This is a genomic window from Streptomyces pacificus (assembly GCF_011766325.1).
Classification (GTDB): domain Bacteria; phylum Actinomycetota; class Actinomycetes; order Streptomycetales; family Streptomycetaceae; genus Streptomyces; species Streptomyces pacificus.
On the sequence record NZ_BLLG01000003.1, the window covers coordinates 19176 to 43723 of the forward strand.

Below are 24548 nucleotides of genomic sequence, written 5' to 3' on the forward strand. Positions count from 1 at the left end.
CAGCTCGCCGAGGCTCCCCTTCACCGCACACCGCGGCAGGGGAGCCTCTCCTGTCCTGCGAGACCATCACCGGGTCCGTCCGTTGGCCTGGGTTCGACCTGCGTTGGCGCCACGATGCGGCGTGAGCTGCACCGCCACGTGAACAGTACCGAGGCGGACCTCGCGCGCTGGATCAACCCCATCGTGCGAGGCTGGATGGCCTACTACGGGGCCTTCTGCCGCCACGAACTGTCGGCCCTGCTCCACCGCATCAACACCTACTTGCTGCGGTGGATCATGAACAAGTACAAGAGGCTCCGGTCCTGGAAGAAGGCCAACGGGGCGATGCGCAATGCGGTCGCCCGGCAGCCTCGGTACTTCGCGCACTGGGCCTGGGCGAAACCGGCCGTCAGATGACCAGGACGACAGGAGCCGTATGACGGGCGACTGTCACGTACGGATCTGTGTGAGCCCGGGGCTGAGGCGCCCCGGGCTACCCGACCTTCGGACATACGGACCGCCCACGCCCGCCGTCACTTGCGGCCGACGCCTCCGTACATCGCGACGTCGCCCGCCGGCGTCTGCGGCCGCCATGCCGAGCACGAGACCACGCCGGGCTCGAGCAGTTCCAGGCCGTCGAAGTAGCGTGCGACGGCGGCGGGGGTGCGCTGGGTGAGTTTCGGGGTGCCGTGCTCGTTCCAGAAAGCGACCGCCGCGTCGACGTCCGGCATGTCGGGGTGCGTGACCGTGTGCGACAGGACGAGGTGACTGCCGGGTGCGAGCTCGTCCATGAGGCGGCGGACGATGGCGTATGACTCCTCGTCGTCCTCGATGAAGATGACGACTCCGAGCAGCATCAGCGCGACCGGCTGCGACAGGTCGAGCGTCTTCGAGGCGGCGGCGAGGATCGTGTCGATGTCCCGCAGGTCCGCGTCCAGGTAGTCAGTCCGGCCCTCGGGCGTCCCGACGAGCAGCGCGCGGGCGTGCGCGAGGACCAGCGGGTCGTTGTCGACGTAGACGACCCGCGCGTCGGGCGCGACGCGCTGGGCGACCTCGTGGGTGTTGTCGGCGCTCGGCAGGCCGGTGCCGATGTCCAGAAACTGCCGGATGCCCTCCTGTTCGGCCAGGTGCATCACCGCCCGGCCGAGGAACAGCCGGTCCGCCTTCGCGTACTCCCCGATCCCGGGATGCAGCTGCCGGATCTGGTCACCGGCCTCCCGGTCGACGGGGTAGTTGTCCTTGCCGCCCGTCCAGTAGTTCCATATCCGGGCGGTGTGGGGCCGGGACGTGTCGATACACGATTCGATGTCGGTCACGCCTCCAACGTATCGCGATGCCCCGGCAACTCCCGGGCGCTGACGGAAGACGCGTTCGGCTTCCAGAGGGTTGTTGCGGCCCAGCGCGACGCTCTCGGCGGACAGGTCCGGGGCGGAGGCCGCCGGTGGAGAGGACGGCATCGGGCGCTGTCGCCGGTCTCGCCGGTCCCGGCGGTCTCGCCGGTCTCGGCGGTCTCGGGGCGAAGCAAGGCCCAGCCAAGGGGCAGAGGATCCCGCGGAATGGCAGCTGCGCTGCCGCCGCGTCGCGTCCCTCAGCCGCGCACCACGAAACAGGCCGCGAACGCACCGGGGACCGCGAGCATGGCCGCCGAGTGCGCCATCGCCGTCCGGGGCATCCGCAGCGCGGCGGCGATCAGGAGTCCGGCGGCGAGCCACACGCCCCAGATCGTCTGCGCGGTGTTCCTTGCCTGCTGAATGGCCACCTGCTCCGCGGCGTCCGGCCCCCCGAACGTGATCCCGGACGCGATCACCGACCACAACAGGACGCCGGACAGGAGCAGGTCCGCAACGGCGACCGGGAACGCCACCGACCCGTCGTACTCCCTCGTCCAGCCCCACAGGCTTCTGCTCGTGCTCATACGCCCGAAGGCTGCCACCCCGGCCGCCCCCGGCGCATGAGTACCCGCACTCATGCGCCGGGGGCGGCCGGGGCGGTGCGGCGCGGCCGACCGTGTGCCGCCGGGGCCGCGCCGCACCGGACCCTCGTCCCCGGCGGCCCGGCCCCGGCCGGACCCGCGTGCCCGGTGAGGGGCCCGGCGAGAGGCGCGGTCAGCGCAGGGCGTCGTTGGTGCGGGCGGTCCAGATCGCCAGGGCGGCGAGCAGGGCGCAGGTGCCGCCGAGCCACAGCACGCCCTGGAGGGAGAGCGTGTCGACGATGACGCCGCCGACCAGCGCGCCGAGGCCGATGGAGAGGTTGAACACCGCCACCCACAGCGAGGAGGCCGCTTCCACCGCCTTCGGGGCGGACTTGATCATCCAGGTCTGGAGGCCTACGGAGGCACCGCCGTAGGCCAGGCCCCAGACGATCAGCAGGACGACGCCGCCGACCGCGGTCCGGCCCAGCAGCAGGAACAGCGGCATCGCGACCGCGAGGGCCACGGAGATGGCCAGCACGCTGCGGTGGACCCGGCGGGAGAGCGCGGCGCCGGCGACGAAGTTGCCGATCATGCCGGCCACACCGAAACCGAACAGCAGCGGACCGACGCAGCGCTCGTCGATCCCCGACAGCCTCTGCAGTGCCGGGCTCACGAACGTGTAGGCGGCGAAGTGGCCGAACACGATGAGCACCGTTGCGATGATGCCGATGCGCACACCCGGGTTGCGGAGCTGCTCCATCAGCAGCTTCGGCCGGATGGCCTGCGAGGCGGCCAGGCCCGGCAGCACGGCGAGCAGGGCGATGAGCGCGACCAGTGCCAGGGCGCTCAGCGAGGAGAAGGCGACGCGCCAGCCGGTGAGGTCGCCGACCAGGGTGCCGAGCGGGACGCCGAACACGTTCGCCGCTCCGACGCCGCCGAAGATGACGGCGGTGGCTCGCGGCACGTCCGCGGGGGCGGCGAGCCGGACGGCCAGGCCGCTGGCAACGGCCCAGAAGCCGCCGATCGCGATACCGACCAGCACCCGGGAGCCCACCAGGACGGCGAAGTCCGGTGCCATGGCCGTGGCCAGGTTGGAGATGGTCATCAGCGCCATCAGCAGGAGCAGCAGGATGCGCCGGTCCATCGCTCCGACGAGCATCGGAACCAGGGGTGCCGCGAACGCGGCGACAATGCCGGGCACCGTCACCATCAGCCCCGCCGTCCCCTCGGAGACCGACAGCGCGGAACCCACCGAGGTCAGCAGACCGATCGGCAGCTGCTCGGCGGTCACCAGCAGGAAGGTTCCCAGGGCCACCGCGGAGACCGCCGTCCAGCGGCTTCTCTCCGGGGCCTCTGGGTCCAGTGCCTGGCCAGGGTTCTGTTCTGCGGTCGTCAACGGAGTCCCCTCCCCCAATTTGGTAGCGCTCGCTCCCATACGGTCGACGCTAGTATGGGAGCGATCGCTACGCAAGTCGGGTACGATGAACACATGGCACGCCCTCGGCAGTTCGACGAAACGGAAGCGGTCACATCGGCGACCGGGCTGTTCTGGCGACGCGGTTACCACGCCACCTCGGTGCGCGACCTGGGAGACGAGCTGAAGCTCACGCCCAGCAGCCTCTACCGGACGTTCACGGACAAGCACACGCTGTTCCTGCGCGCCCTCGACCACTACCGGGCCACCGAGTCGGCCGAGGCCCGGCAGCAGCTGAACGCGGCAGACCGCCCCGTACGGGAGGCGCTGCGGGAATGGATGCTGTGGCTGGTCGGCGGCCCGGCCGGCGGCGAGCCCGGCCGCGGGTGCTTCGTGGTCAACACCGCCACCGAACTCGGCACCGCCGACGAGAAGGTCCGCCGGCAGACCGAGGCCGCCTTCGAGGGCACCCGACAGGCCCTGCGCTCCGCGCTGGCCGGGGGCCGCGACCGCGGCGAGCTGCCGGCCGGCCTCGACATCGACGCCGCGGTGGAGCTGCTGTTCACCACGGTCCTCGGCCTGCGGGTCAGAGAACGCGCCGGTCACGACATCGAGCGCCTGACCACCGCGATCGACGCGGCGATCCGCGCCCTGGGGCCCGCACCCGCGGAGCCCGCCTGACGGCACCGGGCAGACCGGACTCCGGCAGCCGATCCCGGGGCCCGTCCGGTAGTTTCCCCGGCGGACGCATGACGGCCAGCGACCCCCGCCGGACCCCCGCACCGCCGGACCGCCGCCGGACCGCCGCACCGCCGGACCGCCGCCGGACCCCCGCCGGACCGCCGCGCCGCCGGACCGCCGCCGGACCCCCGCCGGACCGCCGCGCCGCCGGACCGCCCGGCCCCCGAGCTCATGCGCGAATCACCTTCACCTGCACCGCGCGCACCCGCGCCAGATGTCCTGCGGATCCTGATCATCCCTGCGGACGGCCCACGTGTACGGCACCCCACAGCGTCCCGGCCGCCTTCTGGACCGACCTCCCGCGCCGCGACGAGTTCGCCCTCCTGCTGTGTCGGGCCCGATCCCGTACGTGACCGCACAGGCTTGGCGGTAACGCCACCAGCACCTGAACGACCAGGAGCAGCGAGCGGTCGGCGCATCCTGAGCTCGTGCGCGACATCGCCCAGACCGTTCTGCGGACGGTGCGACCCCAGGGCCGGAGTAGGGCAGCTCGGCGCATCGACCCGGTCCGCCCGCTCGACAGGGTGCGGAATGCATCCCTGTCTGGAGAATTAATGGGGATGCCCCCATAGGCCCGAATGCGGAGGACCCCCATGACTGTCTCCGACACGCCGATGCACCTCACGCAGGGTGCCCATGTAGGGATCTCGGTGTCCGATCTGGACGCCTCGATCGCGTTCTACTCGGCCCTGACCGGCCGTGAGCCCGTCGCGCGGGGAACCATGGACAGCGAGCCGTTCGGCCGCACGCAGGGGCTGCCGAACGCGAAGCTGCGGTACGCGACCATCAACATCGACGGGCTCGGCATCGACCTGATCCAGTTCCAGGACCCCGTGGGTGAGCGCACCAACGGCAAGGCGAACCGGCCCGGCTCCATGCACCTGTGCTTCAAGGCCGACGACTTCGACGCGGTGTACCAGCGCATGAAGGACGCCGGCTACGACTTCCTGGGCGACGACTACACGTTCACCTCTGGCGAGGTCACCCCGGAGGCCGCACTGGGCACGAAGGTCGCGTACTTCAACGACCCCGACGGCACCAATCTGGAGATCATCGAACCCCAGGGCGGATTCGCCAACTGACCCTGTCGGCACCTGCACCTGCACCTGCACCTGCACCGGCACCGGCGCGCTGAGGGCGTGGCCGGCGTGTACCTCAGGCCGCGGGGACGAGGCGTACCGGCATCCCCTTGTTTGTCGTCGTACTCGGCCCGCGCCTGGCGTCCGTCCGGGCGTTCCAGCGCTGTCATGCGGCCGTGCTCGTCATAGGCGGAACGGCTGACGTGGCCCAGCGGATCCGTCCGAGACAGCAGGCGGTTGTGGCGGCCGTAATCGAAGCGAGTGACCGCCCCCAGTGCGTCGATCTCGGCAACGACTTGGGAGCGCTCGTTGACCATGAAGCGCTTCGTGTGGCCGTGACCATCGGTGGGGGAAGTCGTGCGCAGGCCGGTTCCCGGGTCCGTGTCGTCCCAGGTGAAGCGGGATTCGATGTGGCCGTTGGTGCCGGACTGGTAGGTACAGCGGTCCTGGTCGTCGTGGACGTATTCGCAGTGGCTGCCGTTGGTGTCCGTCCACGAGGTGATGCGGCCGTGCTCGTCGCGGCCGAAGCGCAGGGGCCGGCCAGAAGAGTTGACGACCTCGGTGAGGTGCCCGTCGGGGTAGCCGTAGCGCAGGATCTCTTGATCGGATCCGTCCGCAGCAACCCCCGCGAGGTGCAGGGCGGTCACGCGTCCTTCGCTGCGGGCGACACCCTCCAAGGTGCCGCGACCCGGGGCAAGGTGGGCGCGATGGTCTACCCGACGGGCCCGGAAACGCGGGAGAGGCTGCGAGAGCCGGCAGGCGGACCGGCACGGGAGGCCGTCCCGGTCTGACGGGGCGGATGCACGCGGTCGTGCGCCGTCCGGAGCCGATCCGTCCCCCTTGATAACCCCTTCTCCGCCCGCGGACACGGACTAGGATCTGAACTCTGGGTCCGGCCATGGGAAACGGCGGCCCTTGCGGGGCACGAGGAGCGGGGACAGGCATGCGGGAAGGCCGGTGGGTCACGGTCACCGAGTCCGAGTTCGATCACGAACGCCGTGGCCTGGACGCGATCCGGGAGAGGCTGCCGGACTCCGACCCCTGGCGGGCCTGGTCGAACTTCACCTTCACCGCCAACACCGGTCACGTCCGTGAAGTGGACCTGCTGGTCGTCGCTCCCGGCGGCGTCTGCATGATCGAACTGAAGGACTGGCACGGCTCGGTCACGTCCGAGAACGGCACCTGGGTGCAGACGACTCCCGGTGGCCGCCGCCGTACGCACGGCAACCCGCTGCACCTGGTCAACCGCAAGGCCAAGGAACTGGCCGGCCTGCTCGCGCTGCCCGGCGGCAAGCGGGTCTGGGTCGCCGAGGCCGTCTGCTTCACGGACAGCGGCCTCCGTGTACGCCTGCCCGCCCACGACCGGAACGGCGTCCACACCGTCCACCAGCTGGTCGAGATGCTGGGGCAGCCTCCGCGTGACGAGCGGCGCCGCATCACCGCGATCGGCTCGCGCGAGATCGAGGCGGCCCTCAAGAACATCGGCATCCGCAAGAGCGACGCGCAGTACAAGGTCGGCCCGTACGAGCTGGAGCGGAAGTCCTTCGACTCCGGGCCCACCTGGGCGGACTACCTCGCCCGCCACAGCGATCTTCCCGAGGCCGCCCGCGTCCGCATCTACCTCAGCGAGCGCGGCTCCGACGCCTCCCTGCGCCAGTCCGTCGAGAACGCCGCCCGGCGCGAAGCCGCGGTGCTGGGCCGGTTCAGGCACCCGGGCGTGGTCGAGCTCAAGCAGTACTTCCCCTCCGGGCACGCCGCCGGCCCCGCGCTGATCTTCGACTACCACCCGGACACCCTGAAGCTGGACGAGTACCTGGTCCAGTACGGCGGGAAGCTGGACATCCTCGGACGGATGGCGCTGGTCCGCCAGCTCGCCGAGACCATGCGCTCCGCCCACTCCAGCCGCATCCACCACCGGGCGCTCGCCGCCCGCTCCGTGCTCGTCGTCCCCCGGCCGCGCGGCCGGAAGGGCAGGGCGGTGGGGGAGGAGGCCGCCTGGCTCACCCCGCAGCTCCAGATCTCCGACTGGCAGATCGCCACCCAGCGCAGCGGCGACTCCTCCCAGGGCCAGGGCATGACCCGCTTCGCGCCGACCGCGCTGTCCGCCCAGCACCTGGCCGACGACGCCGACGCCTACCTCGCCCCCGAACTCACCGCCCTCAACCCCGACCCGGTCCACCTCGACGTGTACGGGCTCGGCGTCCTCACCTATCTGCTGGTCACCGGCAAGGCCCCGGCCGCCGGCCAGGCCGAGCTGCTGGCCCGCCTGGAAGCGGGGGAGGGGCTGCGCCCCAGCTCCCTGGTGGACGGCCTCTCGGAGGACGTCGACTTCCTGGTGCAGGCCGCCACCGCCTACCGGCCGGGCCAGCGGCTGTCCAGTGTCGACGAGTTCCTGGAGCTGCTGGAAGTCGTCGAGGACTCCCTCACCGCCCCGGCCGCGGCTGCCACCGGTACGGAAGGGCCGGGCGGCGAGGACGACGACACCACCGCCGACAAGGACCCGCTGGAGGCCGTCGCCGGTGATGTGCTCGCTGACCGGTGGGAGATCCGCCGCCGCCTCGGCACCGGCTCCACCAGCCGCGCCTTCCTCGTCCGCGACCTCCAGGCCGAGACCCGCAGGACCCGCCCGCTGGCCGTGCTGAAGGTCGCCCTCTCCGACAGCCGCAGCGAGATCCTCGCCCGCGAGGCCGAGGCCATGGGGCGCCTGCGCCCCCACTCCGGCATCATCCGCCTCGTCGAACCCGAGCCGCTGCACATCGGCGGCCGTACCGTCCTGGCACTGGAGTACGTCGGCGACGAGCGCGACGACAACGGACAGGGCACCGAGGGCGGCGGACGTCCACGCCGCCGCGAGGAGACCGTCGCCCGCCAGCTCCGCGAGAACGGCCGCCTCCAGGTGGACCAGCTGGAGGCGTACGGCGACTACCTCTTCGGAGCCGTCGACTTCCTGGAGGGCGAGGGCGTCTGGCACCGCGACATCAAGCCCGACAACATCGCCATCCGCATCCGCCCCAACCGCACCCGTGAACTCGTCCTCATCGACTTCTCCCTCGCCGGCTACCCGGCGAGGAGCACCAACGCGGGCACCGACGGCTACCTCGACCCCTTCGTCGACGTCATCACCCGAGGCTCGTACGACTCGCACGCCGAGCGGTACGCCGTCGCCGTCACCCTGCACCAGATGGCCTCCGGTGAACTGCCCAGGTGGGGCGACGGCAGTGTCCTGCCGCGCATGACCGACGCGAAGGAGTGGCCCTACCCGACCATCGCGGCCGAGGCCTTCGACCCGGCCGTACGGGACGGGCTGGTCGCCTTCTTCCAGAAGGCCCTGCACCGCGACGCCGGCAAGCGGTTCCCCGAGCTGAAGCCGATGCGGGACGCCTGGCGCAAGGTCTTCCTCGACGCCTCGCGGACCGTCCCGTCCAGCCACCGTTCCCGTCACCCGGCCGCCACGACAACGGAGGAGGGGACACCGGCCGAGGGCGCCGCCGCGGCGGCGATCGCCGACGCCGAGCCGGAGACCGCCGAGCAGCAGCGCGACCGCCTCGCCGCCGAAGTCACCCGCGACACCCCGCTGACCGTCTCCGGCCTCACGCCCGCCGCCCAGTCCTTCCTCTACGGCCTCGGCATCACCACGGTCGGCGAACTGCTCGACTACAGCCGCCGCAAGCTCGTCAACGCCCCCGGACTGGGCGCCAAGACCCGCAACGAGGTCCAGCAGCGGCAGCGCGAGTGGGGCGAGCGGCTGCGCGGGATCCCCGTCTCACCGCTGACACCGAAGGGCCGGGCGGAGGCCAGGGAGGAGCTGGAGCAGCTCACCGCGGCAGAGTCGGCCCTCGTCGGCGGACTCGCCAAGGGCACCTCGGCGGGCGCGCTGTCGCCCCGTATGCTCCGCTCCGTCAGCCTCGACACCCTCGCCACCGTCTTCGTACCCGCCGTCAACAACAACGGCTCCAACCGCAACAAGGCCGAGATGGTCCGGCTGTTGCTGCGCCTGCCCGACGAGCACGGCGTGCTGCCCGACATCGGTGTCTGGCCGAAGCAGAAGGACGTCGCGGAGGGCCTCGGGCTGAGCCAGGGCCGCATCCCGCAGCTGCTCAAGGACGAGCGCAAGCGCTGGAAGGCCGAGCCCGCCGTCCGGGCACTGCGCGAGGAGATCATCGACCTGCTCGTGAGCATGGGCCGGGTCGCCTCGGCGGTGGAGATCGCGGACGCCCTCGCGGTCCGGCGAGGGACGCACCTCGCGGGGCGCGAGCAGCGGCGGGCGATGGCGCTGGCGGCCGTACGGGCCGTGGTGGAGGTCGAGCAACTGCTGCCGCAGGAAGCCGAGTTCCAGCACCAGCCCAACCGCAAGGCGACCGACGAGTCCCTGGGCGCCGGCCTGCTCGCCCTCGACGTCCGCGAGAACGACGGCCCGGACACCCCGACCGCGCCGGGCCTCCTGGAGTACGCGACCCGTCTCGGCAAGACCGCCGACCGGCTGGCCAAGCTGGACACCCTGCCGACTGCGGCGACCGTGCTCGCCGAACTGGGCGCGCTGACGGTGCCGCCGGGCACGGTCGACTGGGACGAGCGGCGCATGGTGGAGCTGGCGGCCGCGGCCTCCGTGAACGCCGCCGCCACGCCGCGCCTGGAGATCTACCCGCGCGACCTGCCGCTGGTGAGGGCGCTGCGCCTCACCCAGGCCGGGCTCGTCCGCTGGATCCCGGGCATGCCCGAGGGCCAGCAGCCGGGGCTGACCGGCGAGGCCGTGCACGAGCGGGTCCGGGCTCGTTTCCCGGAGATGGTCGTCCCGGACGGGCGCGGCGGCACGACCCACGAACTGCCGACGGGCGGCCCGCTCACCAAGGCGTTACGCGACGCCGGCTTCGAACTGTCGCTCAGCATGCACGAACGCGAGGGCGTGCTGCGCTACCTGCCGACGCGGGTCGACGACGCGTCGAGCTACCTCACGACGGGTGCGTGGCGGCAGTCGACCCGTACGGGCGCGGTGACGCGGTACGCCGACGACCCGCAACTCGCGGGCGCGGTCCGCGCGGAGGAACGGCTCCTCGCGTCGGCCCGGCGGGACGGCTACCGGGTGCTGACGGTCGGCCAGCGGTCGGTGCGGGAGGCGGTGGCCGGGCTGGCCGGCGAACGGCTCGGCGCGGAAGCGGTCTCGGTCACCGCACTGTTCCTTCAGGCCCTGCACGCGCAGATCACGCCGGGCACCAAGCCCACCTGGGAGACCCTGCTCAAGGCGGACGCCGCCGAGCCGGGCTCGAAGGGCGCGGTGCGGTTCGCGGAGTACGCGCGCACGGCGTGGGGCACGGTGGAGCCCCGGATCGCGGAGCTGCTGGGCAACGGCGGCGGAGGCGGGGCCGGTTTCGGGACCGGTCTCGGGGGACCTGTGCTGCTGACGGAGGCCGGGGTGTTCGCGCGCTACGACGCGATGGGCGTCCTGCACCGCCTGGCGTCGGCGGCCCGGCGCGGCGGGCGGGGCCTGTGGCTCCTGGTCCCCCAGCCCGACCCCGCGCGCGAGCCCCGGCTCGGGCAGGTGGCCGTGCCGTACCAGGCCGGCCTGGGGGAGTGGATTCAGCTTCCGGACACCTGGGTGGGCAACGCCCACCGCGGGTCCGGCGATGGTGTGGCAAGTGCTGGTGCCCGTGGTAGTGGTGGCGAGGGAGACGTCAAGTGATCGACCGCAAGGCTCTGTTGAACGACCTGAAGCAGCAGGTCAAGGCGGTCGAGGCGGATCTTGGGCGCCAGGTGAAGGCGCTGGGGGATGTCGGCGCGCGGCTGCGCGCCGAGTACGACCAGGCACGCAAGCTGGGGCGTACGGCGGCGACGTGGAACGCGTGGCTGGACGAGCGGGTCACGCAGGTCGCGGTGGCGTGGGTGCTGGGAAGCGTCTTCGTGCGATTCTGCGAGGACAACCGGCTGATCCCGGAGCCGTACCTGACGGGGCCGGACGGTGACCGGCGGGAGCTGGCGGAGTCCCGCTACGACGCGTATGTGGAGTCGGACGAGGACCCGACGTACCGGGGCTGGCTGGAGCAGGCGTTCGAGGAACTGGGGCAGGGGCAGGCGGGCCGGCTGCTCTTCGACAAGCGGCACAACCCGCTGTACCAGGTGCCGCTGTCGCATGACGGTGCCCGGGATCTGGTCGAGTTCTGGCGGGGGAGGGACGAGGGGGGCGTCCTCGTCCACGACTTCACCGACCCGCTGAACGAGGACGGCACGGAGGGCTGGGACACGCGGTTCCTGGGGGACCTGTACCAGGACCTGAGCGAGGCCGCCCGGAAGACGTACGCACTACTCCAGACGCCGGAGTTCGTGGAGGAGTTCATCCTCGACCGGACGATGAACCCGGCGGTGCGGGAGTTCGGGTACGAGGAACTGAAGATGATCGACCCTACGTGTGGGTCGGGGCACTTCGTGCTGGGGGCGTTTCGGCGGTTGGTGCGGCTGTGGGGGGAGGGGCAGCCGGGGAAGGACGTGCACGAGCGGGTAGCGGCTGCGCTCAGGTCGGTGCACGGGGTCGACGTCAACCCGTTCGCTGTGGCTATTGCCCGGTTCCGGCTGCTGGTTGCCGCGATGGCGGCGGGTGGTGTGCGGACACTGGCAGAGGCGGCGAAGTACGACTGGCCGGTGAATCTGGCCGTGGGTGACTCGCTGATCAAGCATCGCCACAAGCAGGGCAACCTATTCGACGATTTGGAGGAAGAAGGAGCGGACGAGCTCGCAGACTTCAAGTACGAGACCGAGGACGTTCACGAGCACCCGAACATTTTGCGACCGGGTCGGTATCACGTCGTGGTGGGGAATCCTCCTTACATCACGGTGAAGGATAAGAAGCTCAACGAGCTGTACCGGGGACTTTACAACGCTTGCACAGGAGCTTACGCGCTGTCGGTGCCATTCGCTCAACGGTTCTTCGAGCTAGCCAAGATTGGGGAAGTCGAAAGCGGGCTAGGATATGGTCTGGTCGGTCAGATCACTGCCAATTCCTTCATGAAGCGGGAGTTCGGAGCGCGGTTGGTCGAGACCTACTTCGGGCATGAGGTGGAGTTGACCGAAGTCATTGATACCTCCGGCGCATACATTCCCGGACACGGAACGCCGACCGTTATCCTTGTCGGTAAGAGGCGCAGCGGAAGCAGGCGATCGCCGACAATTCGGACCATTCGAAGCGCTCAAGGTGAGCCAACCGCTCCCAAGAAGCCCGAAGATGGGCTGGTCTGGAAAGCGATCCGAGAACAGATCGACGAGCTAGGATCTGCCAGTAAGTGGCTCTCGGTAGGCGATCTTGAGCGCGAACGATACTTCAGCAAGCATCCATGGATTCTCGCCTCCAACGCTCTGGAACTCGTCGAGCAGATCAGTGGTGGATCTCAAGCATCTCTGGGAAGTATCGCCGCGGACATTGGTGCAGGGGCCGTCACGCGCGAGGATGACGCCTACATGGTCGGCTCGGGCCACCTGCGACGCAGCGAAATTCCGAGTGATCGATGGCGTCCCCTCGTCGAGGGCATGGAAATCCGCGATTACTTGATCTGGAATCCAACAGCCGCTATCTGGCCGTACTTCAGTCCGGACTTGAAGCCAGACGCGCCAGAGTCAGTGGAGTATGCGCTCTGGCCATACCGGGTCGTGCTTCAGAAGCGGGTGGCTTTCGGGAAAACGCAGCTTGAGCGGGGGTTGAGTTGGTTCGAGTATTCGATGTTCTTCCGTCAGCGGTATGGGGCCCGACTGGCGATCGCTACGCCGGAAATCGCGACTCACAATCATTTCATTCTCAATCGCGGTGAAAAGGTTTTCAAGGATACTGCGCCAGTAATCACTCTCGGTGAGGGGGTCGAAGAAGAGGAGTACCTTCGAATTCTAGGGTTTCTTAACAGTTCCACTATTTGTTTCTGGATGAAAGCAGCATGCCACAATAAGGGTGGAAGCGGTCTGGGGAGAGGGTTTCAGGACGAGGCTTGGGAGAATAGGTACCAGTACAAGGGAGCCAATCTCGCCCGCCTACCCGTCGCTGGCGGGTCATCAGCTGCTATCGCCACTCACCTCGATGCCCTCGCCCAGGAGTTCGCAGCTTCTAGCCCTGCCGCCCTATGCTCTGAGGGCACCCCTACCGCCACCGTGCTACGCGAAGCCCGCGCCGCCTGGCACTCCGCCCGCGCTCGCATGATTGCCCTCCAAGAGGAACTGGACTGGCAGGTCTACTCCCTCTACAACCTGCACCCCGAAGACCTTCGCGTCTCCGAGGACCCCGACGATCCCAACATCCCCGAACTCGCCCTTGGTGAGCGCGCCTTCGAGATCGTTCTGGCACGCCGCGTAGCCGCAGGCGAGGCCAGCGATGAGTGGTTCAAGCGGCACGGGTCCACCCCCATCACGGAGATCCCCGCCCATTGGCCCGCCCCCTACCGGGAGATCGTCCAGAAGCGCATCGACGCCATCGAGTCGAACCGTGCCATTGGCATGATCGAGCGTCCCGAGTACAAGCGGCGCTGGGCCACCGAGGGATGGGATGCCCTCCAGGAGAAGGCCCTGCGGTCCTGGCTGCTCGACCGTATGGAGAACCGCGACCACTGGTTCGACGAGAACGGTCAGCCCACCATCCTCACCCTGGCGCGCCTCACCGACGCCCTCTCCCGTGACGAGGACTTCGCCTCCGTCGCCAAGCTCTACGCGCCCCGCAAAGAACTCGCGAAGGTCGTCGCAGAGCTGATCACCGACGAGCACGTGCCATTCCTCTCTGCCCTGCGCTACAAGCCCTCGGGCATGAAGAAGCGCGCCGACTGGGAAGAGGTGTGGGACCTCCAGCGCAAGGAGGACGCCGCTCCTGACGAGCTCGCCAAGCGGAAGATCCGGGACTCCATCCCCGTGCCGCCGAAGTACACCTCGGCCGACTTCCTTCGCGCCTCTTACTGGAAGGCGCGCGGCAAGCTCGACGTACCCAAGGAGCGGTTCATCTCCTACGGGCAGACCAACGCCGCCACCCCTGAGCTGTACGGGTGGGCCGGCTGGGACCATCGGGAGCAGGCGCAGGCCCTCGCCACGTACTTCACCAACACCGCGCTGTCCACCGAAGAGATCACGCCGTTCCTCGCCGGCCTGCTGGAACTCCAGCCGTGGCTGTCCCAGTGGCACAACGAGTTCGACATGCTCTACAGCGGCTCCCCGGCGGACTTCTTCGCCGGTTACCGCCAGCAGAAGCAGGGCGAGCACGGACTCACCGACGACGACCTCCGTGCCTGGCGCCCTCTGGCCGCGACCCGAGGTCGTCGCGCAGCAGTGAAGCAGTAGCCAGAAGGAGATCGACGTCCGTCGGATCAGGGGCCACTCGGTGTGTGGGCGGGTGGCCCTGTTGCCGTGCGCGCAGCTCCGCCCACACGGTCTTGCCCGGGGCCGCCAGGCGCGGGCTGACCCCCCAGTCGTCCGAAAGGGCGGCGACGAGGTGGAGGCCGCGGCCGGACTCGGATGCGGAGTCGGGGGTCGGGGGAGTCGACGGGGGCTGCTTCTCGGCTCGGGTGTCGGTCACCTCGATGCGGAAGGTGCCCTCAGCCAGGGTGAGTCGAACGCGGAAGTCCCGCCCGGGGACGTGGCCGTGCCGCACGGCGTTGGCGGTGAGTTCTGCCGTGATGAGAGTGAGCGTCTCGTTGACCGTGGTCGTGTACGGGTGGCCCCAGTCGTTCAGGCGGTGCGAGACGAGCCGGCGGGCGAGGCGGGCGCCGCGAGGCGTCGAGGTGAAGCGCATGGTGAACTCGCGTTCAGGCGTGGGGCGCTGCGGCATGTGCCCGTTCGGGGGAGTTGCTGACTTCATGGGGTCAACGGTGACGAACTCTGCGTAGCGTTGACCAGGAGCGATGCCCTCACGGATCCGGGCTGTGTGCGTGGGCGGTGTGCTTGTGTGCGGCGCGAGGCGTGACCGGGGTCCGTGACGGCGCGTTGGTCTCAGGATCGGTGGCTGTGGTGGTCGTACGGGAGGAGCTGCGGCGTGAACGACGAGGTTCGTCAGCCGGAGAACGAGGTCGGGGCGGGCATCCTGTCGGTGTTCGGGCGACAGTTGAAGCTGTTTCGGGAACGGGCGGAATTGAATCGGGTGGGTTTCGGGTCGCTGACCGGGTACTCGGCTTCGACCATTGCTGCGTTCGAGCAGGGGAGACGCATCCCGCCGTCGAGGTTCATCGACCAGGCGGATGACCTGCTCGGGGCGGGCGGGGTGCTGCTCGCAGGCAAGGAGGAGGTGGCTCGGTCCCAGTACCCGACGTTCTTCCGGGACGCGGCGAAGCTGGAGGCTGAGGCGGTCGAGCTGCATGTGTACGCCAACCAGGCGGTGCCTGGCCTCTTGCAGACCGAAGAGTATGCGCGGTCGGTGTTCATCAACTGGCGGCCTCTCCTGCACGAGGACGTGGTCGAGCAGAGGGTGACGGCACGTCTGGCCCGACAGGAGATCTTCTGCCGCACGCAGTTGCCCACCATCAGCTTCGTCATCGAGGAGTCGGTCCTGCGTCGGCCACTGGGCGGGTGGGGCATCATGCGTGGCCAGTTGGAGCAGTTTCTGCTCCACGGCCACCGGCGTAACGTGGAGATCCAGGTGCTGTCGACCGAGCGGGACGAGCACGCCGGACTGGCTGGTCCGTTCACCTTGATCGAGACGAAGGAAGGGCGGAGGATCGCGTACGTGGAGGCTCAGCAGGACAGCCGCCTCTACACGGCGCGGAAGCCAGTTCGGGAGATTGAGGAGCAGTACGGACTCCTTCGGGCTCAAGCGCTCACTCCGCGCGAGTCGCTGGCCTTCGTCGAGAAGTTGCTTGGAGAGAGATGAACGTCGAACAGCCTGTACCCGAGTCAGCTTGGTTCAAGAGCACCTACAGCAGTGGCGCGGGCGGCGAATGCGTCGAGATCTCCGTCCGCCCCGCCACGGTCCACGTCCGCGACTCGAAGGACACGGCCCGAGCCGCACTGGCTGTTGCACCCGCGGCGTGGACCGCGTTCGTGCACTTCGCGGCGCGCTGACAGGGGTGGCATTCAGGTAGGCCCCCGGCAGACACATGCCTGCCGGGGGCCTGCGCACGTCCCAGCGAGACTTCATGGGGTCGACGGTGGCGAACTCTGTTTAGCGATCGCCAGGGTTGATGGGTCTTCGAAGTTGGTGGGGGTGCTTGTCGGCTGACGCGCCTCGGCCGCCTCACGGAGCGCGACCCGACCAGGACGTTCGACGGGCAGTGGGCGCACGCCGGGGTGCCGACGGTCGGCGGTGCCCCCATCAAGTTCGAAGACCCGGGTTGATGCCCTCTCGGATCTGGGCTGTGTGTGGGCGGTGTGCGTGTGTGCGGGGCGTGGCGTGACCGGGGTCCGTGACAGCGCCTTGGTCTCGCGAGCGGTGTTCGCCATGTGGCAACCACTGCTGGACGAAGCGCTCATGGAACAGCGAGTAGCAGCACGCCTGGCACGGCAGGAGGTCTTCTCCCGACGCCCGGTGCCCATCTGAGTTTTGTCATCGAGGAGGCTGTCCTGCTTCGGCCACTCGGTGGTGAGGCGGTATGGCGGGGGCAGTTGGAGCAGCTCCTGCTGATCGAGGAGAAGCGGAACGTGGAGATGCAGGTGATGCCGCTCTCCCGTCAGGAACATGCGGGACTGGCCGGCCCGTTCACCTTGACGGAAATGAAGGATGGGCGCAGGATCGCCTACGCCGAGGTGCAGGGCGACAGCCGTGTCCACACGGAGCGCCAGAGGGTCCGGGAGCTTGAGCGTACGTACGGGTCCCTGCGCGCACAGGCTCACACTCCGGCAGAGTCCCGCGCGTTGATCGAGAAGCTGTTGGGAGAGAGATGAGCGGAGTAGCGGTCGGCCTTGGCTGGGACGGACTGGTATGGCTCAAGAGCACCTACAGCGCTGGTGACGGCGGGGAGTGCGTCGAGGTCGCCTCAGGACCAGGCGCCGTCCACGTCCGCGACTCGAAGGACGCGGCCCGAGCCGCACTGGCCGTGGCACCCGCGGCGTGGACCGCGTTCGTGCACTTCGCGGCGCGCTGACAGGGGTGGCATCCAGGTGGGCCCCCGGCAGACACATGCCTGCCGGGGGCCTGCGCACGTCCCAGCGAGACTCCATGGGGTCGACGGTGGCGGAGTCTGCGTAGCGTTGACCAGGGTTGACGCGCTGGCGGGTACGGGTTGTGTGTGTGGGCGGTGTGCTTGTGTGCGGGGCGTGGCGTGACCGGGGTCCGTGACGGCGCGTTGGTCTCAGGATCGGTGGCTGTGGTGGTCGTACGGGAGGAGCTGCGGCGTGAACGACGAGGTTCGTCAGCCGGAGAACGAGGTCGGGGCGGGCATCCTGTCGGTGTTCGGGCGGCAGTTGAAGCTGTTTCGGGAACGGGCGGAACTGGATCGGGTGGGTTTCGGTTCGCTGACCGGGTACTCGGCTTCGACCATCGCGGCGTTCGAGCAGGGGAGACGCATCCCGCCGTCGAGGTTCATCGACCAGGCGGATGACCTGCTCGGGGCGGGCGGGGTGCTGCTCGCAGGCAAGGAGGAGGTGGCTCGGTCCCAGTACCCGACGTTCTTCCGGGACGCGGCGAAGCTGGAGTACGAGGCCGTCGAGCTGCACGTCTACGCAAACCAGGCCGTGCCAGGACTCCTGCAGACCGAGGAATACGCGCGAGCCGTCTTTATGATGATGCGGCCACCCATGGACGACGAACTGATCGAGCAACGCGTGGGAGCCCGCCTGGCTCGGCAGGAGATCTTGTCCGGCAGTGATGCCCCGCTTGCCAGCTTTGTCATCGATGAAGCCGTGCTGAGACGTCCCGTCGGCGGCCGAGGCATCCTGCGTGCCCAGCTTGAGCACATCCTCCTGATGAGGGAGCGGCGGAACATCGAGGTCCAGGTGATGCCGCTCGACCGTGAGGAGAACGCCGGCATGGCTGGTCCCTTCACCTTGATCGAGACGAGGGAAGGGCGGAGGATCGCGTACGTTGAGGTACAGAACGTGAGCCGCCTGCAGACGGAGCGGGACCGCGTCCGTGCGCTGGAGGCCAAGTACGGGATCATCAGGGCGCAGGCCCTGACACCCCGGGAATCATCAACGTATGTAGAGAAGTTGCTGGGAGAGCCATGAGCGTGCACGTAAGTCAGACGCACATAGACCAGTTGGTATGGCGCACGAGCAGCTACAGCAGCGAGGAAGGCGGGGAGTGCGTCGAGGTCGCCTCAGGACCAGGCGCCGTCCACGTCCGCGACTCGAAGGACACGGCCCGAGCCGCACTGGCCGTGGCACCCGTGGCGTGGACCGCGTTCGTCCACTTCGCGGCAGTCTGACGGGAGAGGCGGCCGTCGCAGGGGCCTCGGCGGGCACGCGCCTGCCGAGGCCCGTGAGCGTTCCTGTCTTGCGCCGCACCTTCGGTGCCCCTGGTGCGCCCGGTGACCGGTCCGCAGTCACGGTGGGCAGGGCAACGCCGACCGCCTGACCGCGCGCTGCGACCGGCCCGCCCCGTCGGCCATTCCCACCGGCCCGCCGCCGCGCCTACCCGGCGGTCCGGACCAGGTGAGTCGAACTGGCCCATTCTAAGGCGGAGTTACTGTAGGTTCCTGCCATGAATCAGGGCAAGATGAGCGAGAACCCCGAGTCGCGCTTCTCCGTGGTGCTGGTGGGTTCGGCCAGGCTTCCGGGCGTGCGGATCCAACGGGAGGCGTACCTCCGCAAGGCGCTGGCGCGCTACTGCTCCGAGGAGGAGATCCGCAGGGCGGTCGAGGAGAGCCCGGCGGCGGCGGGTATCGCCGCCGACGTCCTGGACCGGGCGGCCGACGATTCCATCCGCTACGAGACGGCCAAGGTCAGCGCTCTCTCGGCCGCTGCCGGGCTTCCGGGCCTGTTCGCCCTCCCCGCCACCGTGCCGGCCGACCTGGCCCAGTACTTCGGCCACATGCTGCGCATCTCGCAGAAGCTCGCCTACCTCTACAGCTGGCCCGACCTGTTCTCCGACGACGGCGATGACGTCGACGACGCGACCATGGGGATGCTCACGCTGTTCTTCGGCGTGATGTTCGGTACCCAGTCGGCGAACGCCGCCGTGGGGAAGGTCGCGGGGATGATGGCGGAGCAGGTCGCCAAGAAGCTGCCGCAGAGGGCGCTCACCCAGGGTGTCGTCTACCCCGTGGTGAAGAAGGTCGCGGCCTACATCGGTGTGCAGATGACGAAGCAGACCTTCGCCAAGAGCGTCTCGAAGGCCATCCCGGTCCTTGGGGCCGCTGTGTCCGGCACGCTCACCTACACGACCTACCGGCCCATGGCCAGGCGGCTGAAGAAGCACCTCTCCGAGTCGGTCCTGGCGAAGCCGGCGCACCGCGTCGTGGTCGTGGAGGCCGAGGAGGTCCGCGAGACCTTCGTCCCGAAACCCGCCGAGGGCTCCGCCTCCGACGGGACCGCCGCCACGGCGGACCGCCCTCAGCCCTCGTAGGCCGCCCAGGATGAGAAGCGGAGGGCAATCCCCGCGCACGCTTCCGTCGAAGCGTGTTTCCCCGGCCCGAGCGGTCAGCGCAACGTCCGTCGTGCCGCGCTGATGAGGTTGCGCGCGTCCGTGCCGTACACGGCGGACTCGCGGAGCGTTCTCCAGGTCCGCGCGTAGGTGTCGACGCTTGCCGCGTCGTCGATCCACAACTCCTCGGCCCCCGGAGGACAGGGGCCGGCCCCTGCGAAGAGGAATCGCCTTGCCCGCACAACACGACATCGCAGCCGAGACGGAGCTGTGGGACGCCTTCGCCGCTTCCGCCTTCAAGGACGACGCGGAGCCGGGCTTCTGCTGGACCCAGTACGCAGGACACGGACCCGGCCCGGAGCTACTGGGCGACCCGCGCTCGGTGCTGGAGATCGGCTGTGGCACCGGCCGTGCTCTCGCCTACCTCGCCGGGCGAGGCATCGATGCCCGGGGTGTCGACCTGTCTCCCGTCATGGTCAAGAAGACCACCGCGAAATGGGGTGGCACCGGCGCGGAGTTCGTGTGCTCCGAGGTGCTGGAGTACCTGAGCGAGCACAAGGAGGTGTACGACGCGGTCTACTCGGTCTTCGGTGCCGCCTGGTTCACCGACCCGAGCCGTCTCTTCCCCCTTGTCCGCCGGCGGCTCGGGCCCGGCGGCGTCTTCGCGTGCTCGCAGCCTCCGGCCATCCCCGGCGCGTACGGGCCGCAGGGCATGTACAAGGGAGGCTTCGCCGGGAAGGCGATGTTCACCTACCGCTACAGCTACCGCCCGGCCGTCTGGGAGCGCCTGCTCACCCGAGCCGGGTTCGCCACGGCCGAAGCGCGGGTCCTCGACGCGCCTCACTCTGGGCACATCGGGACGCTCCTGGTACGCGCGGTCGCTCCGTGACGGACCCGCTCGGCCTTCCTTCTCGACAGCGTCTCGGCGGCCACCGCCGCGGATCTGGTGCCCGCCGTCGACACGACCGCCGTCCGGCTGCTCGACGCGGCCGTGCCCGTCGCACCCGACGCGGGGCCGCACGATCCGCGGCTGCGCCTGCTGGTCCCGCACGCGCTCGCCGCGCTGAGACGTCCTGTCGGCGGCCGAGGCATCCCGCGTGGCCGGCTGAGGGCCGAAGTGGCGGCCCGAGACGGCGAGGCGTCTCGTCATCGCCGGGCGCGGTGATCTCCCGGCGGGAGGACTCGCCCGCCTTCCCGCCCCGTTGGTCACCGCGAGCCGCGAGACCTCCCCGACACCCCGGTCACCTGCGGCGGTTCCAAAGGGGCGATCTCCCGATCGAAGAATGCGTGGAATTCCTCGCCGCGCTCGTACAGCGCGTCGAATCCGGCGTTCGTCTCCCGGATCAGTGACCGATCGGTGTAGCGATTCGCTCCGTCCGCGTTTCCCTCATCGTCGTACACGACCTCGTACATCACCGCATCACCGAGAACGACGACCTCCGGAACGGGCCGAATCCGCTCGATGCCCGCGATATCGCGGGCATCGAGCACCTTGATGTCGTCGCCCACGTCCACACGTACCCTCAGGACGTGCAATTCCCATTGCACATAAGGCGTGACCGGGAATTCCACGACGCGGAGCCGACGGTGCCCGACGCCCGATCGCGACGCCTTGTGCAGCTCCTGCGCGTAGTCCTCACGCCTCTCGTCGGCCAGTGTCAGCGCTCTCTCCCAGTCGCCGGCGGCGAAGGCCTCCCAACTCGGGAAGCCACGCTCCTGGAAGTGCTGGCCGCGCTCCAGCTTGTTGAGGAAGCCGATCCCGGCGCCGGAGTAGATCCGGCCGAGGTCGGCGTGGTACGTGGGGCGGTCCAGGCGTTCGGAGGCGCCGCCGGGGAAGGAGTCAAACACCGGGGATGTCCGGCTTCGCCGCGATGAGCATGTTCCTCGGGATGACCACCAGTCGTTCGTCCGATCCGATCGAGACCCCGTCGGGCAGGTTCTTGCCGAGTGACTGCGTGAGGTCCCGGCCGATGACGGCGATGTCGCCGTTGGCGAGTTCCCAGATGTCAGGGCAGTCGGGAGTTCCGGTGGTGTTTCCGAGTTCCCGGGGTGATTTTCCCAGCCGTCGCTTGAAACGCGTGGCCGGATCCGCTTCCCATGGCCTGGACATCCCCATCGCCCCCTCGATCGGTCGGGATGCATCACTGTAGCCTGCAGCGCGACGACCTGGCCAGGTGTCATGACCTGCCCCCAGGGGTGTTGTCGAGGACTGATTCCTCCTTGTTCCATGGCGCTCAGGGCGGGAATGATATCGACCGCAATGACGATCATGTCACCGTCTGACGAGTGACACCTTTCAGTTCCGCTGTCGGAGAATCGGGTGAACGGAGGGGCGGCTGTGGACGCGGAAGTGGCCTTGCTCGCACAGAGCGCGGGGACCACCCTGGTCGCGTTGATGGCGACCGACGCCTGGCAGCACATGCGTGACGGGATCACACGGCTCTGGCGCCGGACGCAACCCGAACGTGCCGACACCGTCGCCGCCGAGTTGGAGGCCGGACGCGAGGACGTCCTGGCCGCCATCGCGACGGACGACCGGGAAACCCTGGACGAGCTGCGCCTCCAATGGCAGGGCTCGGTCCGGCGGCTGCTCGTCGCCCGGCCCGCCGCCGTCGAGGAACTGCGCGCGCTCCTGGACCGACTCGACCCCGACGGCTCGGCCGCCCGGCAGATCACCCAGCACGCCGCCGCGTCCGGCCAGGGCAGGGTCTACCAGGCGGGACGTGACCAGCACATCACCGAGCGATGACGGGTGGCACGGACGGCCACGCCGAGGACCACGGGCGCGTCTACCAGTCGCGGGGCGACCAGCACATCACCGAGCACCACCACTACCGCAGTGAGGGTGTGGAGCACGGCGGACCGGACTCGGTGCGACGCCCGGCGGTCGGCCGGTGCCCCGTCGCGCTGCGCGACCGCGGCGAGGTGATGGAACGCCTGCGGCAGAGCGTCGCGGCGGAGCGCGGCGGCCGGGTCTATGTGCTGTACGGCATGGGCGGCTCGGGCAAGACGGCGGTCGCCTGCGCACTGTTCGAGGAGGTCACCGGGGACCAGGGCCGGGTGGGCCTGTGGGTCAACGCAGCCGACCGCGCGAGCCTGCGCGCCGGCATGCTCGCCGTCGCCGCAGACCGAGGGGCGGCCGACGGCGAACTGCTCGCCGCGCGCAACGGCCTCAGACCTGCCGCCGATCTCGTCTGGAGATACCTCGACCGTTCCGCCGAACCATGGCTGCTGGTCCTCGACAACACCGACGAACCGGAGATCCTGCGGGACGGCAACTGGCTGCGCACCAGCCCGCGCGGCACCGTCCTGGTGACCACACGGCGCGCTGCGGCCCGGTGGTGGCCCGGCGCCGAGTTGCAGCACATCGGCGTCCTGCCCCGTGAGGACGCCGCGCTCGTCCTGCGCGATCTCGCACCGCACAGCGGGACTCCGGAACAGGCGGCACGGGTCGCGGACCGGCTCGGGCGGCTGCCCCTCGCCCTCACGCTGGCGGGCGGTTTCCTCTCCCACCAGGTCATCGACCCCTGGACGATGGACGCCTACGGGGACCAGCTCGACGGAGACGAAGGGGTCCGGCTGATCGACCGGGGAGCCGAGGCGCTGTCCCAAGCCGATCCCCGCCATCTGGTCGGCCTGACCTGGCAGCTCACCCTCGACGCGTTCGAGGAGCGGGGGCTGCCCGAAGCGGCGGCCCTGCTCCGGCTGCTGGCCCGGTTCGCCGCCGAGCCGTTGCCGCTGGCCGTGCTCAACCACGCGGGTATCGGGGCCGTGCTGCCCCGTGCCCGCACCGAGACGGCCCTGAGGGCTCTCCTCGACCAGTCGCTGTCCGAGCTGGTAGACGCCGCAGGCACGCGCTGCGTGCAGAGCCACGGCATCCTTCTCGACAGCGTCTCGGCGGCCACCGCCGCGGATCTGGTGCCCGCCCTCGACACGACAGCCGTCCGGCTGCTCGACGCGGCCGTGCCCGTCGCACCCGACGCGGGGCCGCACGATCCGCGGCTGCGCCTGCTGGTCCCTCACGCGCTCGCCGTGCTGCGGCACATCGGCGGGTCGTCCGCCGCCGAGGCACTGGCCGTCGCGACGCGGCTGGCGGTCGCCCTGCACCGGACCGGTGACTACCTCTCCGCCTGGGAGACCGCCCGCATCGCGGCGGACCTCGGGCAGCGGCTCCTCGGCGCGGACCACCGCATGGTCCTCGCCGCCCGCTCCAGGGCCGGGCGGGCACTGTTCCGGCTGGGCAGGTACGCCGAGGCCGAAGCGGCACTCCGCGCGGTCCGGGACATCCAGGAGCGTCTGTTCGGCGCCGACGACCCCGACACCGCGGACAGCGGCTACGGGCTCCAACTGGTGCTGGCGAACCTGGGGAGACGCGAGGAATCCGTCGCGCTGCTCCGTGACACCGTCGTACGTCGGCGCTCCGCGCTCCGCGCTCGGCCCCGCGCACCCGCTGACCCTGCGGGCCCGCGCCGGGCTGCTGGAGATGCTTCCCGCCGCCGACGTGGTCACGGAGGAAGGCGGCGCGCTGCTGGCGCTGCCGTCCGAGTGCGAGCGGTTCCTCGGTGCCGACCACACCGTGACCCTGGGCGCCCGGCACAACCACGCGTGGGCGCTGTACCTCCTGGGCCGCTTCGAGGAGGCGGACCGTGGGATCCGGCAGGTCGCCGAAGCGTATGTGCGGCGCTTCGGGCCCGAGTACCCCGTCGTGCTCGCCGCCCGGCAACTCCTCTCCCGGACCCGGGCCGCCCTCGGGCACCTGGAGGAGGGGATCGCCGTGATGACCGATGTCGTCGAGCGGCGGGAACGCGGCCTGGGTCCCGAGCACCCCTTCACGGTCGCGAGCCGGCACCTGCTGGACGCCTACCGGGCAGGGCGATCGCGGCCGTAGTGCTTGCGACAGGACGGGGCCGGTCGCACGGACGGTGCGCGAGGGTATACGGCAGGTGGTCGCGGGGAGTACGG

The 24548-nt window shown here is 69.8% G+C and carries 21 protein-coding genes and 3 pseudogenes; 17 read left to right on the forward strand and 7 right to left on the reverse strand.

The features are described from left to right. The first annotated feature begins 114 nt into the window (after window positions 1-114). Complete coding sequence (locus tag SCWH03_RS05295) at window positions 115-396, forward strand: group II intron maturase-specific domain-containing protein (RefSeq protein WP_173262648.1); 282 nt, start codon at window positions 115-117, stop codon at window positions 394-396. 116 nt (window positions 397-512) lie between these two features. Here the strand turns inward: SCWH03_RS05295 and SCWH03_RS05300 are convergent, their stop codons facing one another. The 3 genes from SCWH03_RS05300 to SCWH03_RS05310 all read right to left on the reverse strand — a co-directional run bounded on the left by SCWH03_RS05300 (window position 513) and on the right by SCWH03_RS05310 (window position 3287). Continuing rightward, window positions 513-1295 (reverse strand): SAM-dependent methyltransferase, encoded by a 783-nt coding sequence (locus SCWH03_RS05300; protein ID WP_173262651.1) that lies wholly within the window; start codon window positions 1293-1295, stop codon window positions 513-515. Between the two features lie 272 nt (window positions 1296-1567). Next, window positions 1568-1894, reverse strand: a complete 327-nt coding sequence (locus SCWH03_RS05305) for a hypothetical protein (RefSeq protein ID WP_173262654.1) — start codon at window positions 1892-1894, stop codon at window positions 1568-1570. A gap of 190 nt (window positions 1895-2084) precedes the next feature. After that, complete coding sequence (locus SCWH03_RS05310; protein WP_254076581.1) at window positions 2085-3287, reverse strand: MFS transporter; 1203 nt, start codon at window positions 3285-3287, stop codon at window positions 2085-2087. A gap of 93 nt (window positions 3288-3380) precedes the next feature. Between SCWH03_RS05310 and SCWH03_RS05315 the strand changes: the two genes are divergently transcribed. From SCWH03_RS05315 to pglX, 5 genes are all read left to right on the forward strand, one after another. After that, window positions 3381-3986 (forward strand): TetR/AcrR family transcriptional regulator, encoded by a 606-nt coding sequence (locus tag SCWH03_RS05315; RefSeq protein WP_173262660.1) that lies wholly within the window; start codon window positions 3381-3383, stop codon window positions 3984-3986. Between the two features lie 653 nt (window positions 3987-4639). Continuing rightward, window positions 4640-5128 carry a VOC family protein gene (locus SCWH03_RS05320; RefSeq protein WP_173262663.1) on the forward strand — a complete coding sequence of 163 codons (489 nt, stop codon included), beginning with the start codon at window positions 4640-4642 and terminating at the stop codon, window positions 5126-5128. Window positions 5129-5235: 107 nt separating this feature from the next. Next, window positions 5236-5916 carry a hypothetical protein gene (locus SCWH03_RS30060; protein ID WP_443098655.1) on the forward strand — a complete coding sequence of 227 codons (681 nt, stop codon included), beginning with the start codon at window positions 5236-5238 and terminating at the stop codon, window positions 5914-5916. A 152-nt stretch (window positions 5917-6068) separates the two neighbouring features. Then, window positions 6069-10802, forward strand: coding sequence for a BREX system serine/threonine kinase PglW (gene pglW, locus SCWH03_RS05330; RefSeq protein WP_173262665.1), 4734 nt, complete (start codon window positions 6069-6071; stop codon window positions 10800-10802). Then, window positions 10799-14416 carry a BREX-2 system adenine-specific DNA-methyltransferase PglX gene (gene pglX / locus SCWH03_RS05335; protein WP_173262668.1) on the forward strand — a complete coding sequence of 1206 codons (3618 nt, stop codon included), beginning with the start codon at window positions 10799-10801 and terminating at the stop codon, window positions 14414-14416. Before pglW ends, pglX begins: the two co-directional genes overlap by 4 nt. Here pglX and SCWH03_RS05340 read toward each other — a convergent pair. Then, window positions 14343-14903, reverse strand: coding sequence for an ATP-binding protein (locus tag SCWH03_RS05340; protein WP_173263346.1), 561 nt, complete (start codon window positions 14901-14903; stop codon window positions 14343-14345). The genes pglX and SCWH03_RS05340 overlap by 74 nt on opposite strands. Before the next feature lie 204 nt (window positions 14904-15107). On the opposite strand from SCWH03_RS05340, the gene SCWH03_RS05345 reads away from it, so the two are divergent. The 7 genes and pseudogenes from SCWH03_RS05345 to SCWH03_RS05375 all read left to right on the forward strand — a co-directional run bounded on the left by SCWH03_RS05345 (window position 15108) and on the right by SCWH03_RS05375 (window position 19568). After that, on the forward strand, window positions 15108-15938 hold the full coding sequence (locus SCWH03_RS05345) for a helix-turn-helix domain-containing protein (protein ID WP_173262671.1): 831 nt from the start codon (window positions 15108-15110) through the stop codon (window positions 15936-15938). Beyond that, entirely contained in the window at window positions 15935-16129 is a 195-nt protein-coding gene (locus SCWH03_RS05350) for a DUF397 domain-containing protein (protein ID WP_173262674.1), read from the forward strand. The genes SCWH03_RS05345 and SCWH03_RS05350 overlap by 4 nt, the downstream gene beginning before the upstream one ends. A 358-nt stretch (window positions 16130-16487) precedes the next feature. Further along, window positions 16488-16948, forward strand: a pseudogene (locus tag SCWH03_RS05355) (DUF5753 domain-containing protein); the annotation flags it as partial. After that, entirely contained in the window at window positions 16945-17148 is a 204-nt protein-coding gene (locus tag SCWH03_RS05360) for a DUF397 domain-containing protein (protein ID WP_173262677.1), read from the forward strand. The pseudogene SCWH03_RS05355 and the gene SCWH03_RS05360, both read left to right, overlap by 4 nt. Before the next feature lie 250 nt (window positions 17149-17398). Next, a complete protein-coding gene (locus SCWH03_RS05365; protein ID WP_173262680.1) occupies window positions 17399-18229 on the forward strand; it encodes a helix-turn-helix domain-containing protein in 831 nt (276 codons plus the stop codon). After that, complete coding sequence (locus SCWH03_RS05370; RefSeq protein WP_173262683.1) at window positions 18226-18429, forward strand: DUF397 domain-containing protein; 204 nt, start codon at window positions 18226-18228, stop codon at window positions 18427-18429. Before SCWH03_RS05365 ends, SCWH03_RS05370 begins: the two co-directional genes overlap by 4 nt. Window positions 18430-18704: 275 nt before the next feature. Then, window positions 18705-19568: a hypothetical protein gene (locus tag SCWH03_RS05375; RefSeq protein ID WP_173262686.1), complete on the forward strand. Its 864-nt coding sequence runs from the start codon at window positions 18705-18707 to the stop codon at window positions 19566-19568. A gap of 74 nt (window positions 19569-19642) precedes the next feature. Here SCWH03_RS05375 and SCWH03_RS05380 read toward each other — a convergent pair. Next, window positions 19643-19771, reverse strand: a pseudogene (locus SCWH03_RS05380) (transcriptional regulator); the annotation flags it as partial. A gap of 47 nt (window positions 19772-19818) precedes the next feature. Here SCWH03_RS05380 and SCWH03_RS05385 point away from each other — a divergent pair. Both SCWH03_RS05385 and SCWH03_RS05390 read left to right on the forward strand, forming a co-directional pair. Next, window positions 19819-20475: a class I SAM-dependent methyltransferase gene (locus SCWH03_RS05385; protein WP_173262688.1), complete on the forward strand. Its 657-nt coding sequence runs from the start codon at window positions 19819-19821 to the stop codon at window positions 20473-20475. A 57-nt stretch (window positions 20476-20532) separates the two neighbouring features. After that, window positions 20533-20751 (forward strand): hypothetical protein, encoded by a 219-nt coding sequence (locus SCWH03_RS05390; protein WP_173262691.1) that lies wholly within the window; start codon window positions 20533-20535, stop codon window positions 20749-20751. A 41-nt stretch (window positions 20752-20792) separates the two neighbouring features. Here SCWH03_RS05390 and SCWH03_RS05395 read toward each other — a convergent pair whose 3' ends face one another. Then, window positions 20793-21434, reverse strand: a complete 642-nt coding sequence (locus tag SCWH03_RS05395) for a DUF6879 family protein (protein ID WP_123187561.1) — start codon at window positions 21432-21434, stop codon at window positions 20793-20795. Then, complete coding sequence (locus tag SCWH03_RS05400; protein ID WP_123190496.1) at window positions 21427-21696, reverse strand: hypothetical protein; 270 nt, start codon at window positions 21694-21696, stop codon at window positions 21427-21429. The genes SCWH03_RS05395 and SCWH03_RS05400 overlap by 8 nt, the downstream gene beginning before the upstream one ends. Before the next feature lie 228 nt (window positions 21697-21924). Between SCWH03_RS05400 and SCWH03_RS05405 the strand changes: the two genes are divergently transcribed. Next, the gene (locus SCWH03_RS05405; protein WP_173262693.1) at window positions 21925-22335 is read left to right on the forward strand and encodes a hypothetical protein; all 411 of its coding nucleotides are present in this window, start codon (window positions 21925-21927) and stop codon (window positions 22333-22335) included. Then, a pseudogene (locus tag SCWH03_RS05410) lies at window positions 22332-24474 on the forward strand (tetratricopeptide repeat protein). The gene SCWH03_RS05405 and the pseudogene SCWH03_RS05410 overlap by 4 nt, the downstream one beginning before the upstream one ends. Window positions 24475-24548: the final 74 nt, after the last annotated feature.

Excerpts from the sequence above, each read along its gene's own strand:
- SCWH03_RS05305 (WP_173262654.1), bottom strand. The coding sequence starts at position 1,894 with ATGAGCACGAGCAGAAGCCTGTGGGGCTGGACGAGGGAGTACGACGGG.
- SCWH03_RS05340 (WP_173263346.1), bottom strand. The coding sequence starts at position 14,903 with ATGCCGCAGCGCCCCACGCCTGAACGCGAGTTCACCATGCGCTTCACC.
- SCWH03_RS05295 (WP_173262648.1), top strand. The coding sequence starts at position 115 with ATGCGGCGTGAGCTGCACCGCCACGTGAACAGTACCGAGGCGGACCTC.
- SCWH03_RS05360 (WP_173262677.1), top strand. The coding sequence starts at position 16,945 with ATGAGCGGAGTAGCGGTCGGCCTTGGCTGGGACGGACTGGTATGGCTC.
- pglW (WP_173262665.1), top strand. The coding sequence starts at position 6,069 with ATGCGGGAAGGCCGGTGGGTCACGGTCACCGAGTCCGAGTTCGATCAC.
- SCWH03_RS05315 (WP_173262660.1), top strand. The coding sequence starts at position 3,381 with ATGGCACGCCCTCGGCAGTTCGACGAAACGGAAGCGGTCACATCGGCG.
- SCWH03_RS05400 (WP_123190496.1), bottom strand. The coding sequence starts at position 21,696 with ATGTCCAGGCCATGGGAAGCGGATCCGGCCACGCGTTTCAAGCGACGG.
- SCWH03_RS05370 (WP_173262683.1), top strand. The coding sequence starts at position 18,226 with ATGAGCGTGCACGTAAGTCAGACGCACATAGACCAGTTGGTATGGCGC.
- SCWH03_RS05350 (WP_173262674.1), top strand. The coding sequence starts at position 15,935 with ATGAACGTCGAACAGCCTGTACCCGAGTCAGCTTGGTTCAAGAGCACC.
- SCWH03_RS05320 (WP_173262663.1), top strand. The coding sequence starts at position 4,640 with ATGACTGTCTCCGACACGCCGATGCACCTCACGCAGGGTGCCCATGTA.
- SCWH03_RS05375 (WP_173262686.1), top strand. The coding sequence starts at position 18,705 with ATGAATCAGGGCAAGATGAGCGAGAACCCCGAGTCGCGCTTCTCCGTG.